The organism is Alkalicella caledoniensis, assembly GCF_014467015.1.
Classification (GTDB): Bacteria; Bacillota; Proteinivoracia; order Proteinivoracales; family Proteinivoracaceae; genus Alkalicella; species Alkalicella caledoniensis.
In genome coordinates this window covers 667,156-682,304 of the sequence record NZ_CP058559.1, presented here as the reverse complement: position 1 = coordinate 682,304, position 15,149 = coordinate 667,156, and the positions used below count along the sequence as shown (strand labels likewise).

Sequence of the window (15,149 nt, the reverse complement as noted above, 5' to 3'; positions counted from 1 at the left end):
TTAATAAAGGAGGTTTCAACTATGGGACATGACTTTAGAGTAGGTATAATGGACTACTCCATTTACTTGCCCGAGCAGACCATTTCTGCTGAGGAACTTTCAAAACAAGTTAATATAAGTCCCGATATCTTGCGAAATAAGTTAGGTATCAATAGGAAGTACGTAGGTGGCCCTGAGGATCATGCTGGTATGATGGCAACAAAGGCAGCAAAATCCTTACTTGAAAAAACTAATGTTGATCCTAAAAAAATTAATATGATACTTTACGCAGGAGAAACCTATGCTGAGTATGTATGTTGGACAGTGGCCATAAAAATTCAAAATGAGATAGGCGCAGACAATGCATATGCATGGGATTTATCTTTCAGATGTGCTGGAACTCCCTTGGCTTTAAAGGTGGCTAAAGATATGATGTATGCCGACGAAAGTTTAAATACTGTGTTAATTGCAGGCGGTAATACAAACGCTTATTTAATTGATTATGAGGAACCCTCTCAATCCTTTATGTTTGATATGTCTCCAGCTGGGTTTGCAATACTTTTAAAAAGAGATCACATAGAAAATGAGTTGCTAGGAAGTGGAATCATCACAGAACATGTTTTCTGTGATGACGTTATAGGAAAGTTTGGAGGTACCCTTCACCCTATCACCCAAGAGATAGCTGAGGACCCTGAAAAGCTTAAAAAAGCAAAGCTAATCACCCTAACTGATCCAGAAGGAATGAAAAAAAGGTTAGGTGAAAAATCTATCCCAGCATTTATAGGTGTAGTTAGAAAGGCCCTAAAGGCATCGGGTCTTCAGGAAAAGGATATAGATTATATAGGGATAAATCATATGAACCCTAAAGCTCACTACGCCATAATGGCGGAGCTGGGTATTGATAAAGAAAAAACAGTTTACTTATGTGATGATGGACACTGCGGACATGCTGATCAATTAATAGCCCTACAGCACGGTGTAAATCAAGGTAAGATAAAATATGGCTCCATTGTGGCCTTACTTGGTGCTGGTACTGGTTACGCCTTTGGCTGCTCTATCCTAAGATGGGGTAAATAATACTTACCCAATAAGGTTATTTGAAGGAGGTGGTATATTGAAGGTTGTAGGAATAGTGGGTAGTCCCCGGGTAAAGAGCAACACTGAATACTACACTCAATTCACTTTAAATGAGCTAGAAAAACATGGTATACAAACAGAGCTAATTACACTTAGGGATAAAAAAATACACCACTGTACAGGGTGTTATGGGTGTATCGAAGCAAAAAAATGTACACTACCTAAAGATGATTTTGACGAAGTGTTTAATAAGATGTTAGAAGCTGATGGCATATTAATAGGTTCTCCTGTATATAATTCTTCTTCTACAGCATTGGTTAAGGCACTCCTTGATAGAGCTGGTTTTCTAGGACGATGGATAAATAACGACATGAAAGATAAGTCAGAGAACTATCAGTGGAAGGGAACAGCCTTCTCTGGGAAGGTGGCAGCTCCAATAACTGTAGCTAGGAGAGCTGGTCAAAACTTTACATTTGCCGAGCTACTGCTTTGGATGACAGTCAATGACCTAATGGTTATAGGTTCACACTACTGGAACGTGGGAGTGGCAGGTAAGGGCGGTGCTGTTGATGCCCACGAGGATTTAGAAGGGGAGAGTATTATGCAGCATCTAGCTGAAAACATGGCCCACGTTATAAAACAACTTAAGAAATAATCTGTACAACTAACTAAGGTTGTAACCTTAAATGGTTATAAATATAAATCAAAAAAAAGGGGATGTTGATTTTGAAGAAAAAGATCATATCGTTAACACTTATTTTGTTAATGGCAACAGTGGTATTTGCTGGATGTAATTCAGAATCTGGTAGAGAAGAAGATGGCCCAATTTTAATTGGTGGATTAACTTCTCTAAGTGGTGCATTGATGGATTACGGTGAGCAAATGCAAAGGGGATTTATGTTAGGACTAGAATATGCAACTGATGGAACAATGGAAGTTGCTGGTAGAGAACTAAAAGTAATATGGGAAGATACCACAACTGTTCCTGAGGTAGCAAGGGAAAGAGCTATCAAATTGTTAGATGACGATGAAGTAGACTTTATAGTAGGACCTGCATCATCTGCTGATGCTGCTGCTATTTTAGGTTTGGCTGAAGAGTACGAAAGAATCTTCTTCATAGAGCCTGCTGCTGCAGACTTTTTAACTGGTACAGTAGGAAATAGATATATCTTCCGTGCAGCAAGGAACACAGCTCAAGATGCTGCTGCCATGGCAGCTGTTATCTTAAACAACGATCCAGGAGCAAAGGTTGCTACTTTCGCACCTGACTCAGCCTTCGGACACGCCAGTGTTGAACCATTTAAAAAAGTTTTAGAAGCAAGGGGTGGAGAACTAATCATGGAAGAATACCCTCCTGCTGATGCTACAGATTTTACTCCTTACATCACTCGAATATTAAACTCTGACGCCGATTATGTTTTCGTAATCTGGGCTGGAGCAAATAACCCATGGAGACAAATGCAAGACCTTGGTTTATTTGAAGAAAAAACTGTAACAACAGGAGCACCAGAGTTAGCTGGTCTAAGGGGTATGCTAGACATTGAAGGTGGAGTAGGATTTACAGTATACTACCATGGCGTTGCAAAGAACCCTGTAAATGAATGGCTAATTAACCGTCATCAAGAAGAATACGGCACAGTACCAGATATTTTTGTTTCAGGTGGTATGGCAACAGCAATGGCAATGGTTAAAGCAATACAAGAATCAGAAGGATCTACCGATGCAGAAGAATTAATTGCTATACTTAGAGGTATGGAATTTGATTCTCCAACAGGTATGAGATACTTTAGAGAAGAAGACCATCAAGCACAACAACACCTATTTGAAATTAAGTTCACTAGAGTGGATGGCGTAGATCATATAGTTCCAGAATTAGTAAGAGTTATTCCACACGCAGAGGTAGAAGACGCAATTCAAGTTACACACCCAAGATAAGTAAAGGTAATATAATCTCACATAGGGGAAGGATGTAGAACATGTCAGAGATAATATTAAAAACAGAGAATCTCGGCATCAGCTTTGGTGCCCATAAGGCAGTATCAAATGTTAGTTTGGAGATAGAAAAAGGCAAACTTACTACCATATTGGGTCCAAACGGTGCAGGGAAAACAACCTTTTTCAATTTAATCAGTGGACTCCTTACCCCAACTACCGGGAAAATTTTCTTTGATGGGACAGACATAACAAGTCTGTCCCCAACTAAAAGAGTAGCAATTGGTGTGGGGAGATCTTTCCAGCTAACAAACGTTTTTCCGAAACTTACAGCATATGAAAATGTTCGTTTAGCTGCTCAATCCCATTATAAAGTTGGCTTTAAGCTTTTAACTAACTTTGATAAATTTTCAAATGTTAATGAGAGAACAGAAGAAATACTAGAAAGAGTTTTACTATTAGATAGAAAAAACTCTTTGGCGTCTGATCTAACCCACGGAGAACAAAGAAAGCTAGAGTTAGGTATGGCTTTGGCGTTAGATCCTAAAGTACTACTGCTAGATGAGCCAACTGCTGGTATGGCCATAGAAGAAGTACCTACAATGATTGACATTATAACAAAGACCCATGCACTTGGAACAACTATTGTGCTCATAGAACATAAAATGGATATGGTTAAGAAATTGTCTGATAGATTGGTAATTTTGGCAAATGGTTCTGTTTTAGCAGACGGCGATCCAGAAGCTGTATCTAAAAATCCAGAAGTCCTTGCAGCATACTTGGGAGGAGGAGTACTAAATGAAATCTCTTCTTAAAACTGAAGATTTAGTATCTTATATTGGGCCTTATACAATTCTTCAAGGAGTGTCCCTGGAGGTTAGCCAAGGTGAGGCCGTAGTAATACTAGGTAGAAATGGAGCAGGAAAAACAACTTTTCTAAAAACAGTAATGGGATTAGTGCAAACAAGAAGTGGTACCATTGAATTAGATGGCAAGAATCTTGTTGGAATGCCAACCTACGAGATACAAAAACAAGGGATAGGATATGTTCCTGAAGACTATGGAATTTTTGATTTGCTTACCATTGAAGAGAATTTAAGGCTGGCAATGTGGAAGGAAGATGCTGACACTTTTGCAAGGCGGGATTATGTTTTAGATCTTTTTCCAGATTTAAAGATTGCTTATAAAAGGCTTGCGAAAACACTAAGTGGTGGACAAAGACAAATGCTATCCATAGGCAGGGCATTGGTTAATAAAAACAAGATTCTTTTTATAGATGAACCAAGTAAAGGTCTAGCACCAGTGGTTATTGAAAGACTAGCCATGGCGCTAAATGATATAAAAAAAGAAACAACGGTTCTGTTAGTGGAGCAAAACTTTGCCTTAGCCTGTGCCGTTGGAGAGCGGTACTATATAATTAATGAAGGAAAAACTGTAGAAAACGGAAAAGTATCTGATTTAATCAAAGATAAAGAGCTTCAAGCAAAGCACTTGGGTATTTAAACCAAACAAATATGATGCTAAATTTTTAAAAGGAGGATACCATGGATACTTTAGTCACTTTATTAATTAACGGGCTTGCACAAGGCGCATTAATATTTCTAATGGCATCGGGGCTATCTATAATATTAGGTTTTATGGGAGTAATAAATTTCGCCCATGGAACACTATTCCTTTGGGGAGGATACACCTACGTATGGTCATACTATACCATTAGAGCCCAGGTTATCTTAAGGAGTTTTCCTGAAGCAAGGGAGATGGGTAGCTATGGAGGGATATTAAACATTACTTCCATGGAAATACCTGGTGGTGCCACATTACCATTTTACAAAGAACTATATATATTTATTTTTAGCGTAATCATTGCAGTTGCAGTAGTTTTTCTTATGGGCTATATATTTGAAAGATTGTTTATAAACAAAGTGTACTCTAATGCACCAGCACAGATTCTTATAACTTTAGGGTTGCAATTAGTATTTACAGATCTAGTACGACTAATCTGGGGACCAAGCCCCTTTGCAATAAACAGACCACCATTTTTAGATGGTGTTACTAGGCTGGGCAACGCTAGAATAGTTCACTATAATGTTTTTTTGATTGTTGTGGGTTTAATAGTAGCACTTGTTATCCATAGGATTCTATCTAAATCCAAAATAGGTATGGTTATAAGGGCTGGGCTACAAAGTCCAGACCACGTACAGGCTATTGGTATAAATATTAAAAAATATTTTACTTTTGTATTTGCGTTCGGAGCAGCTTTAGCAGGTATTGGTGGAGCACTTTACATGCCATTTGTAGGTAATGTTGTTTCTACAGTTGGAATGAATAATCAAATTCTTGCTTTTATAGTTGTTATTATAGGTGGACTAGGAAACTTCTATGGCACAGCTATGGCAAGTGTATTTATTGGGCTAATGGGAGTAGCTGTAGCAATGTTTGCTCCTGCATTTGCAGTTGTAGCCAATGTACTGGTTATGGCCTTAGTACTAATATTTAAACCTGAAGGATTATTTGGAACGGCGGTGAGTAAATAATGGAGACTAAACCAAACTTTATTAAACACTTAGGTTCTAATAAAACAACCCTTTCTAAAACCATTGGTCTCGCATTAACATTGTTACTATTTTTCATACTGCCTCACTTTTTAAGGAACTCTCAACTAATAATGTTTAGTAGAATATTTATACTGGCTGTTTATGGTATGAGTTATGATATTTTAAGGGGTTATACTGGATTTATCAATCTAGGCCAGGCTATCTTTTTTGGTAGTGGTGTGTATATAGGAGTTATATTCCTAAACATGCAAAACGATTTAACATTTTTCATACTAGCCCTTTTGTTTATAGTGATATACTCACTTATTGGTGGATTTTTAATGAGCAAGATAGTTTTTAAAGCCGGTGGTGTAGTTGCTGCGGCAATGATAACTTTGGCAGTGGGTGAAATAGTTAGAAATATTGCTGAAAGATGGAGAGGTGTTACTGGAGGTCAAGATGGGCTACCACTTAGTACATCTCGGGTAGCATTGCAACCACTATTTACAACACGTATAGGTGGCTACTATTTCGCACTGATCTTTTTGATTGTCATGACTATAATTCTTCGTAAATTTGTTCAATCCCCTACTGGTAAAGTTTTGCTTTCCATAAGGGAAAATGAACAAAGAGCAAGGTTTTTGGGCTACGATACTATTAAGTATAAAACCATTGCCCTTTTAGTTTCATCAGTGGCGTCTGGTATGGCTGGGGTATTCTTTTCAGTAATTGTACGATTTGCAAATACTGATTATCTAAGCCTACAATATACCATCAACGCTCTACTAATGACATTGGTTGGGGGTACTGGAACCCTTTATGGAGCTATAATAGGTAGTGCGTTTATCACCTGGATTCAGAATTTCCTTTTAGATTTAAACTCATCCATGGGTTATCAAATATTAAGATTTCCAATGATTTTCATAGGTACTATTTATGTTCTCTTAGTTATGTTCATGCCTTCAGGGATAATTGGAGGTATCAATAAACTAAAAGATAACTTTGATGATATTAAAGCTAAAGTAAAGGACAAGATTGGTCCTAAAGTAGAATCATAAGCCTTGATTTAGATTTAAGAAACTCATTCCATTTAACAACAATCCCCCATATAAGAGCCAGGCTTACCTGGCTTTTTTATTTACATCAAAGTCATGTGCCACTGTACTTTTATTAGAACATGTACAATTTTTGAACACTTTGATTTATGTTAGAATCATGAAAAATGTACGTTTTTTGGTCACTACCCTGTATTGTCTATCAATAGCTACGTGTAAATAGGGCTTCTATTCGATGTTTTTATGCTTTTATAAGTTGGCATAAATGTTGCAAATAAAAAGATATAAAGGTGGTGTGTAAGATGGCTAAGATAAAAATAAACGATATAGAGATGTATTACGAGATACATGGTGAAGGTAAGCCTTTAGTTTTAATAGAAGGCTTGGGCTACTCTTCTTGGATGTGGTATAAACAAGTTGAAGAGCTTTCTAAAAAGTTTAAAGTTATTATATTTGATAATAGGGGTGTAGGTGAAACTGACAAACCTGATATGGAGTATTCCATAGAGCTATTTGCAGATGATTTAGCAGATCTTTTATCAAAGCTAGAAATAAAAAAGGCCCATGTTTTAGGTGTATCCATGGGTGGTTTTATCGCCCAAGAGTTCGCGTTGAAATACCCTTGCATGGTTGATAAGCTAATCCTTTGTTCAACATCATTCGGTGGACCAAACAGTGTTCCAATTCCTCAGGACACCTTAAATATTATGTTAAAAGGCGGGGGCCAGTATAAGTCAGTTGAAGAGATAAAAGATGCCATTGGTACAGCCCTTGATAAAGATAAAATACAAGCTGAAGTACTTACTAAAATAATGGAAGAGAAAATGAACAATCCCCAACCAAAGTATGCTTACAACCGCCAGCTTATGGCAGGTGCATCTTTCGACTGTGAAGAAAGAGTAGATAAAATAAAGAGTGAAACCCTTATCCTAGCAGGCAAAGGAGATAGGGTAGTCCCCCATGAGAATGCAAGGCTTTTAAAACAAAAAATACCATGCTCTAAAGTTGAGATCATTAATGACGCAGGTCACGTTTTCTTCATGGAGCAACCTCAAATTGCTAATAAGCTCATCATAGAGTTTTTAGAATAACATCGTTTCATTTACCTCCTAAAGTCCATGCAGTCTGCTCTCCTAGGCTGCATGGCACACTCAAATTTTTGAGTTATTAAAGCGTTGTTGATTTACTTACAAAAGAAAGTAGATACAATTATTACGGAAATTATGAGTCCAAAGCTGAGAACTGAATATTTTGGTTTCAATTTATCAAAAAACTAGGACTCAATGGAAAATATAAGGGTTTTTACCCATAAGGTTAATCTATGTAAAAAAGCTTAATTAACGTTAGGGAGGATGGAATAATGAGAAAACACGTAGGTATAGTGGGGACAGGAATATATATACCTGAAAAAAGGATGACTGCAAAAGAGATAGCAGATGCAACATTAGGAGTTTGGGCAGAGGAAGCAGTTATAACAAAATTAGGTATTGTTGAAAAGCCTATTCCCGGTGACGATGATGGTACACAAGAAATGGGTGTAAAAGCTGGACTGGATGCTATTAAAAATACAGGCATAGACCCCAAGGAAATTGATTTGATAATATGTATGGGTGAGGAATGGAAGGAATACCCTTTAACAACATCAGGGATATATATCCAAGAGAAAATTGGTGCCACAAATGCTTGGGCTATTGATGTGCAACAAAGGTGTTGTACAACTGTTGCAGCATTAAAAATGGCCAAGGATATGATGCTAGCCGATGATGATTTGAATTGTGCTATGGTAGTTGGTGGTTATCGCAATGGAGATTTCGTTGATTACACAGATAAGTCCATGTCCATGATGTACAACCTTTCAGCAGGTGGTGGGGCTATAATTTTGAAAAAAAATTATGGTAAAAATGAATTGCTAGGAACTCATATTATGACTGATGGATCCCTTTCAAGGGATGCTGGTGTTGAGTTTGGAGGTACATGTAACCCTATAACAAAAGAAAATGTGGATATTGCATATAAGTCTCTTCGACTATTTGATGAAAGACACATGAAAGACAGGTTAAATGAGGTTTCCATGTCAAACTGGATTCATTGTATAGATAGGGCCTTTGAAAAATCCGGTGTACCTAAAGAGGATTTGGGCTATTTAGCCGTTCTTCATTTTAAGTATTCTCAACACAAGTATATGGTTGAATTCCTTGGACTAAATGAAGACCAGTCTATATATTTAAAGGATTATGGTCATATGGGGCAAGTAGATCAGATTCTTTCACTACATTTAGCTCTAGATCAAGGTAAAGTAATAGACGGGACGGTAATTTCCATGATAGCCGCAGGTATTGGATATGCCTGGGCTGCCAATGTAATCAAATGGGGACAGATAAGTTAATAGGGGAGGTAGCTAAAATGAATGTTCAGGAAATATATAAAAACAAGCTTATTGGCGTAGAAGAAGCATTAAGTAAAGTTAATACAGGTGACCATATAATCTCTGCCCTAGCTGCAGCTGAGCCAAGGGAATTTTTATCTAAACTACATTTAATTGCAGACAGAGTAAAGGATGTTACTGTTTCCACTTGTCTGCCCATGGCTAACTATGAGTACTTCACAAATGAGTCCTATAGTGATAGCTTTTTACTAGAAGGTTGGTTTTACACCCCAGCCATTAGAAATGCTCATAAGGACGGTCGTGCAACGTTTATTCCTAACCACTTGCACTTTGCTGGAACAAAAAGAGTTCAGCACAAAAAATGTAATATACTAGTGGGTACAGCTTCACCAATGGATAAGCATGGATACCTATCTTTGTCTCTAAGCTCCACATATGAGAGAGAGATTGCCGAAAAGGCTGATTTAGTTATACTAGAAGTAAATCCTAATATGCCTAAAACCTTTGGTGACACCACAATTCATATAAGTGAAATTGATCATGTAATAGAGACAAACTACCCAGTTCCAGAGCTGCCGGTATCTGAACCAAATGAAAAGGATAAAATCATTGGAAAATACATTGCAGAACTTGTGGAAGATGGGTCAACGATTCAACTAGGGATAGGTGGCATACCAAATGCTGTGGCATCTGAACTAGTCAATAAAAAGGACTTAGGTATCCACACTGAGATGTTCACAGATGGAATGGTGGATTTGTATAACGCAGGAGCAATAAACGGCAGCAAGAAAACCTTGATGCCAAGAAAAATGATTGCTACCTTCGCTTTGGGTACTAAGAAGTTATATGACTTTATAAACGATAATCCAGCTGTTCAGATTTTAAATGGAAATTGGGTAAATGATCCCTATGTTATTGGTAAAAACCACAAGATGGTTTCCATAAATACAACATTAGAAATGGACCTATCAGGTCAATGCTGTTCAGAATCCATAGGCCATGTACAATTCAGTGGAACTGGAGGCCAGTCAGATACAGCTGTTGGAGCACAAATGTCCATTGGTGGTAAATCAATTATCGCCCTTTACTCCACAGCAAACATAAGAGTTCCAGGTAGTGATCAAGACCAAAGAAAGACTGTTTCAAAGATTGTTACAAGGCTTACCCATGGTGCTACTGTTTCTTTATCAAGAAACGATGTTGACTATGTGGTAACAGAGTATGGGGTGGTAAACTTAAGGGGTACATCCATAAGGGACAGGGTAAACCTTCTTATAAGCATAGCCCATCCAGACTTCAGGGACCAACTGAGACAAGAAGCAAAAGAACTGAGATTATAGGGAGACATGGTTGGCTAAGAAGTCCTTGCCCATTAGGATCATGAAGATCAAGTAGATCTGTGGCTAAAGGGGTTAAAAGACTAGATCTGTAGCAAAGGGTTTGCTCTAGAAAGGAAGTGTGAAATATGTTCTATGCAATGATTACAGGTACAGGCCTATACCATCCAGACAATCTGGTAACAAACGCACATATGGAAAAGCTATTAGGTCAACCTCTAAAACCTAGTCTTGAAGGTAAGCTGGGGATAAAACAAAGATATATAACCAATGATGATGAAAGTAGTGTAGATTTAGCAGAAAAAGCTGGCGAAAAAGCTATCATTGATGCAGGACTAAAACCTGAAGATATAAATTTGGTCATAGTTGCCACAGATACGCCTGAGTATATTAGCCCTGCAACGTCCTCTGTAGTACAAGGAAGGCTAGAGGCAGTTAACGCAGGAACCTTTGATTTAAATGCATCATGTTCTGGCTTTGTTTCAGCATTAGATGTAGCATCAAGAATGGTGATGAGTGGCGGATATGAACATATCCTACTTATAGGCGTATACAACATGACTAAATTTATAGATAAGACAGATGTAAATGTGTTTCCCATATTTGCAGACGGTGCTGGAGCTGTTGTTATTTCTAAAACAACTGAACAAGGTGGTTTTGTTGGATCAAAGCTAATTGCTGATGGCACCCAGTATGATTTATTAGGTATTTATGCCGGTGGAACTAAACACCCTATAACGCCACAGAGGCTAGAAAATAAAGAGCATTTGCTTCAGTTTTTACAGCCCCTTCCACCTGATAGAAACATTAAACTTTGGCCACCTATGATTAAAGATTTATTGGCTGAAAATGGTTTGGAATATAAAGATATTGATCATGTATTTTTCACCCAAATTAACAAATGGGTTATAGATGAAGTAATGCCTATTCTTGGTCTGCCCATGGAAAAGACAACATGTATAATGGATAAATACGGATATACAGGGTCTGCATGTATACCCATGGCACTGGATGTGGCATTGAAAGAAGGCAAAATCAAAAAAGGTGATAATGTAGTGTTTATAGCATCAGGGGTAGGTTTCGCAGTCGCAGCTGCCCTATATAAATGGTAGCAAGGAGGGGGAAAATCTCCTCCTTTTTGATTGTTTTTTAAGGCCAAGAATACTACAAAACTAAGCCACTAATGGCACTACGAACTATGCCAAGAATTAACACTAACAACACTAAATGACCTAATCAGTTATTTAGTGAAATTACTGTATAGTTTTTTAGTGATAATTAGTGGCAATGTTTTAGAATTTAGATCATGAAGATCTGTGTCTAAGGATTTAATGAAATAAGATCAAAGGCACTTAACCACTACTTTTCACTAAAAAGCTCAACACTATAAAAAGCAAGCTTAAGAAAAGTCTTTAGTTACTAGCCTATAGCCATTAGAAAGTTCTCTTTTACCTTTAGAAATCCGTTGAAAATCATTGAAAATCCGTGGCTATGAAGTTGAATTTCGTCCTTGCCTTTGAGATCATGTAGATCATGTAGATCTGTGGCTAAGAATTAAAAGACTTTACCACTACCTTGCACTAAAAAGCCCAAACTATAAAAAGCAAACTTTAGATATAATAAATTAGCTATTCTCTAGAAGCTTCTCCTTTTATTTAAATCCATGAAAATCAGTGAAAATCCGTGGCTATGAAGTTGAATTTCGTCCTTGCCCTTAAGATCATATAGATCATATAGATCTGTGGCAAAGGGTTTAGTTTTGAAGGTCCTAGAAGATAATAGCGACGCAAAATTATAATTTATAAGTTCTATTTTAAACCCTTTTATGCTAATATAGATATATAAGCAAATAATAGCTGATCTAAGGGAGCTGGGTGAGGCCGGCTGAGAAAAGGACCCTATAATGTCCTTGACCTTGAACCTGATCTGGGTAATTCCAGCGTAGGGAAGTTCAGGCCGAAGGTATGTACAATAACAATTGTAACAATACTAAGAGCATGAATCCCTTTATGGATCATGCTTTTTTGTTTATAAAAATATAATAAGTAGCAACAGCTACATAGGGAGGAAGGATTAAGTGAATAACACAAAAAAGCTAATTATTTCGGCACTACTTATCGCTATTGGGGTGGTTACTGCACACCTAATTTCTATTCCTGTGGGAGTAGCAAGGGCTTTTCCTATTCAACACACCATTAACATTTTATCTGCCATCTTGCTAGGTCCATTATATGCAGTACTTAATGCGTCTATAATATCTATACTTAGAAACATACTAGGATTAGGTTCATTACTTGCTTTCCCAGGAAGTATCATAGGAGCTCTATCCGCTGGGATGTTATATAAAGTTTCTAAAAATAAACTAGCTGCTCTGGGTGGTGAAGTTTTTGGTACAGGAATTATCGGTGGTATTTTGGCTTTCCCGGTTGCAAAGTTCATGTTGGGTAGTGGGGCCACTGCATTTGCTTTTGTAATCCCTTTTTTAGCAAGTAGTTTAGTAGGTGCAATCATAGGTTATCTTATAATCAAAACTAATATTTTTAATAGAATGTAAAATAAGTACTTAGGAGGTATGTAAAATGAAAAACTTACTTACCATTGCGGGCTCAGACAGTAGTGGAGGGGCTGGAATACAGGCAGATTTAAAGACATTTTCCGCCCATGGAACCTTTGGTATGAGTGTGATAACTGCAGTTACCGCACAAAATACTCAAGGTGTATTCGCAGTGGAAAATATTTCGCCAGATGTGGTAGGAGCACAAATTGATGCAATATTTACAGATATTGAGGTAGATGCAGTAAAGGTAGGGATGGTATCTCAAACAGAGATTATTAAGATAATTGCAGAAAAACTAAAAAAATATAAATTTAAAAAAGTTGTAATTGACCCTGTGATGATTTCAAAAAGTGGTTATCATTTACTTGAACCAGAAGCAAAAAAAGCACTTATTGAAGAACTGGTTCCCCTTGCGTATGTGGTGACACCAAACATTCCAGAAGCTGAGGAACTAACAGGTATTAAGATAGATAAATTTGATGACATGGAAAAAGCAGCAATAAGTATAAAGTCCATGGGTGCGCAAAATGTATTGATTAAAGGTGGACATTTAGAAACTGAGGCTACAGATATTCTTTATGATGGAGAGAAATTCCACTATCTAAAGGGTGAGAAAATACCCACCAAAAATACCCACGGAACAGGATGCACACTATCTTCTGCTATAGCTGCAAACATTGGTAGGGGTTTAAGTGTAATTGATGCTGTTAAGGGTTCAAAAGAGTATATCATAGTTGCCATAGAAAATGCCCTTCAAATTGGAAAAGGTGTGGGTCCTACACATCATTTCTATAATTTATATAAGGGAGCGGGGATGCTAGATGAGTAACAGCATCCAATTTAATACCTTCAATACCCTGTTACAAAAAGTAAAGGAGAAAAAGCCTTTAGTTCATCACTTAACGAACTACGTTACAGTGAATGACTGTGCCAATATTGTCTTAGCATTAGGGGCTTCACCCATTATGGCTGATTATATAGGTGAGATAAATGATATTCTCCCTAGAGCAGACGCCCTCGTTGTGAATTTAGGGACAATAAACGAACAAAAAGCAGAGACTATTCTAAAGGCTTGTGAAATCGCCAATGCAAACAACATACCTGTAGTCTTAGACCCCGTAGGTATTGGGGTCTCTAGCTTTAGGTTAGGGATTTTAAGGAAGATAATTGGTGAATATAAGCTGGCAGTTATAAAGGGTAACGCATCTGAAATTAGCATTATCGCTGGTCTAAGTGGAGAATCAAAGGGGGTAGATGTAGGCCTTGGAGATATGATAACTCCTTTAAGTTTAAGGGAGTTATCAATGAAATTAGATACGGTTATTGCGCTAACAGGCCCCACTGATTACATAACATTTGGAGAAAAAACTATCACCATAACCAATGGTAGTAAGTACTTAGCACAATTAACAGGTACAGGGTGTATGATAGGCTCCATGATTGGGACATTTGCAACTGTGACTAGTAAATATATAGAAGCAGCTGCCCTGGGGGTTTTAATTATGGGAGTGGCTGGAGACATCTGCCATGATATTGCTCAAGAAGATGGAATGGGATCATTTAAAGTAAAGATTTTCGATGTGGTATCTAAGATAGATGAAAATGTATTAAGAAAGGTGGCTAAGATTGAGAATGAATAATAAAATCGATTTCTCAGTGTACCTAGTAACAGATAGAAACGCCCTTAAAGGCAAAGACCTTCTAGCATCCCTAGAGGAAGCCATCGCAGGGGGAGTTGGTATGGTTCAATTAAGGGAGAAAGATATGTCTTCCTTGGAATTTTACAACATGGCCATTAAAGTTAAAGAACTTACAGATAGACATGATATTCCTCTAATCATAAATGACAGAATTGACATAGCTTTAACTGTTGGTGCCGCAGGTGTTCACCTAGGACAAAAGGATATCCCTATGGCTGAAGCAAGAAAAATTTTAGGAGATGAGAAAATCATCGGCATATCCGCACGAACGATAAAGGAAGCAAAGCTAGCTGAGAAGCAAGGAGCCAGTTATCTAGGAGTAGGGGCCATGTTCCCAACAAGTACAAAAGAAGATACAGTTAGTGTATCCCTTGATTTGCTAAAAGAGATAAAAAGGAGTGTGAACATCCCCGTTGTAGGGATAGGTGGAATAAATCTTGAAAACATTGAAAAGCTAGAGGGCACGGGAATCGATGGTGTAGCAGTGGTTTCCGCTATATTGTCAGCTAATGATGTGAAAAAGGCTGCACAGGAACTTAAAAAAAATCTTGTGAAATAAAGGAATAAATATCTCTGGTATCGAATTATTATT

At 37.5% G+C, this 15,149-nt stretch carries 15 protein-coding genes and 1 riboswitch; all 15 genes read left to right on the top strand.

Annotation, left to right across the window (positions count from 1 at the left end; genetic code table 11):
• Window positions 1-21: 21 nt before the first annotated feature.
• The 15 genes from HYG86_RS03435 (at window position 22) to thiE (ending at window position 15,116) form a co-directional block, all read left to right on the top strand.
• The gene (locus HYG86_RS03435; RefSeq protein WP_213167552.1) at window positions 22-1,056 is read left to right on the top strand and encodes a 3-oxoacyl-ACP synthase; all 1,035 of its coding nucleotides are present in this window, start codon (window positions 22-24) and stop codon (window positions 1,054-1,056) included.
• 37 nt (window positions 1,057-1,093) lie between these two features.
• The gene (locus HYG86_RS03430) at window positions 1,094-1,711 is read left to right on the top strand and encodes a flavodoxin family protein (protein WP_213167551.1); all 618 of its coding nucleotides are present in this window, start codon (window positions 1,094-1,096) and stop codon (window positions 1,709-1,711) included.
• Window positions 1,712-1,782: 71 nt separating this feature from the next.
• The gene (locus tag HYG86_RS03425; RefSeq protein ID WP_213167550.1) at window positions 1,783-2,991 is read left to right on the top strand and encodes a substrate-binding domain-containing protein; all 1,209 of its coding nucleotides are present in this window, start codon (window positions 1,783-1,785) and stop codon (window positions 2,989-2,991) included.
• A 41-nt stretch (window positions 2,992-3,032) separates the two neighbouring features.
• The gene (locus HYG86_RS03420) at window positions 3,033-3,803 is read left to right on the top strand and encodes an ABC transporter ATP-binding protein (RefSeq protein ID WP_213167549.1); all 771 of its coding nucleotides are present in this window, start codon (window positions 3,033-3,035) and stop codon (window positions 3,801-3,803) included.
• On the top strand, window positions 3,787-4,491 hold the full coding sequence (locus HYG86_RS03415; protein WP_213167548.1) for an ABC transporter ATP-binding protein: 705 nt from the start codon (window positions 3,787-3,789) through the stop codon (window positions 4,489-4,491). Before HYG86_RS03420 ends, HYG86_RS03415 begins: the two co-directional genes overlap by 17 nt.
• A 41-nt stretch (window positions 4,492-4,532) precedes the next feature.
• Window positions 4,533-5,522, top strand: a complete 990-nt coding sequence (locus HYG86_RS03410; RefSeq protein WP_213167547.1) for a branched-chain amino acid ABC transporter permease — start codon at window positions 4,533-4,535, stop codon at window positions 5,520-5,522.
• Window positions 5,522-6,580 carry a branched-chain amino acid ABC transporter permease gene (locus HYG86_RS03405; protein ID WP_213167546.1) on the top strand — a complete coding sequence of 353 codons (1,059 nt, stop codon included), beginning with the start codon at window positions 5,522-5,524 and terminating at the stop codon, window positions 6,578-6,580. The genes HYG86_RS03410 and HYG86_RS03405 overlap by 1 nt, the downstream gene beginning before the upstream one ends.
• Before the next feature lie 299 nt (window positions 6,581-6,879).
• Window positions 6,880-7,668, top strand: a complete 789-nt coding sequence (locus HYG86_RS03400) for an alpha/beta fold hydrolase (protein WP_213167545.1) — start codon at window positions 6,880-6,882, stop codon at window positions 7,666-7,668.
• Between the two features lie 269 nt (window positions 7,669-7,937).
• Window positions 7,938-8,963, top strand: a complete 1,026-nt coding sequence (locus HYG86_RS03395; RefSeq protein ID WP_213167544.1) for a 3-oxoacyl-ACP synthase — start codon at window positions 7,938-7,940, stop codon at window positions 8,961-8,963.
• A 17-nt stretch (window positions 8,964-8,980) separates the two neighbouring features.
• On the top strand, window positions 8,981-10,303 hold the full coding sequence (locus tag HYG86_RS03390; RefSeq protein WP_213167543.1) for an acetyl-CoA hydrolase/transferase family protein: 1,323 nt from the start codon (window positions 8,981-8,983) through the stop codon (window positions 10,301-10,303).
• Between the two features lie 125 nt (window positions 10,304-10,428).
• Window positions 10,429-11,412, top strand: coding sequence for a 3-oxoacyl-ACP synthase III family protein (locus HYG86_RS03385; RefSeq protein ID WP_213167542.1), 984 nt, complete (start codon window positions 10,429-10,431; stop codon window positions 11,410-11,412).
• Between the two features lie 741 nt (window positions 11,413-12,153).
• Window positions 12,154-12,265, top strand: a riboswitch (TPP riboswitch).
• A 112-nt stretch (window positions 12,266-12,377) separates the two neighbouring features.
• Window positions 12,378-12,854 carry an energy coupling factor transporter S component ThiW gene (gene thiW, locus HYG86_RS03380; protein WP_213167541.1) on the top strand — a complete coding sequence of 159 codons (477 nt, stop codon included), beginning with the start codon at window positions 12,378-12,380 and terminating at the stop codon, window positions 12,852-12,854.
• Between the two features lie 25 nt (window positions 12,855-12,879).
• Window positions 12,880-13,686 (top strand): bifunctional hydroxymethylpyrimidine kinase/phosphomethylpyrimidine kinase, encoded by an 807-nt coding sequence (gene thiD / locus HYG86_RS03375; protein WP_213167540.1) that lies wholly within the window; start codon window positions 12,880-12,882, stop codon window positions 13,684-13,686.
• Window positions 13,679-14,497, top strand: coding sequence for a hydroxyethylthiazole kinase (thiM, locus tag HYG86_RS03370; RefSeq protein ID WP_213167539.1), 819 nt, complete (start codon window positions 13,679-13,681; stop codon window positions 14,495-14,497). Before thiD ends, thiM begins: the two co-directional genes overlap by 8 nt.
• Window positions 14,490-15,116 carry a thiamine phosphate synthase gene (gene thiE, locus HYG86_RS03365; RefSeq protein WP_213167538.1) on the top strand — a complete coding sequence of 209 codons (627 nt, stop codon included), beginning with the start codon at window positions 14,490-14,492 and terminating at the stop codon, window positions 15,114-15,116. Before thiM ends, thiE begins: the two co-directional genes overlap by 8 nt.
• Window positions 15,117-15,149: the final 33 nt, after the last annotated feature.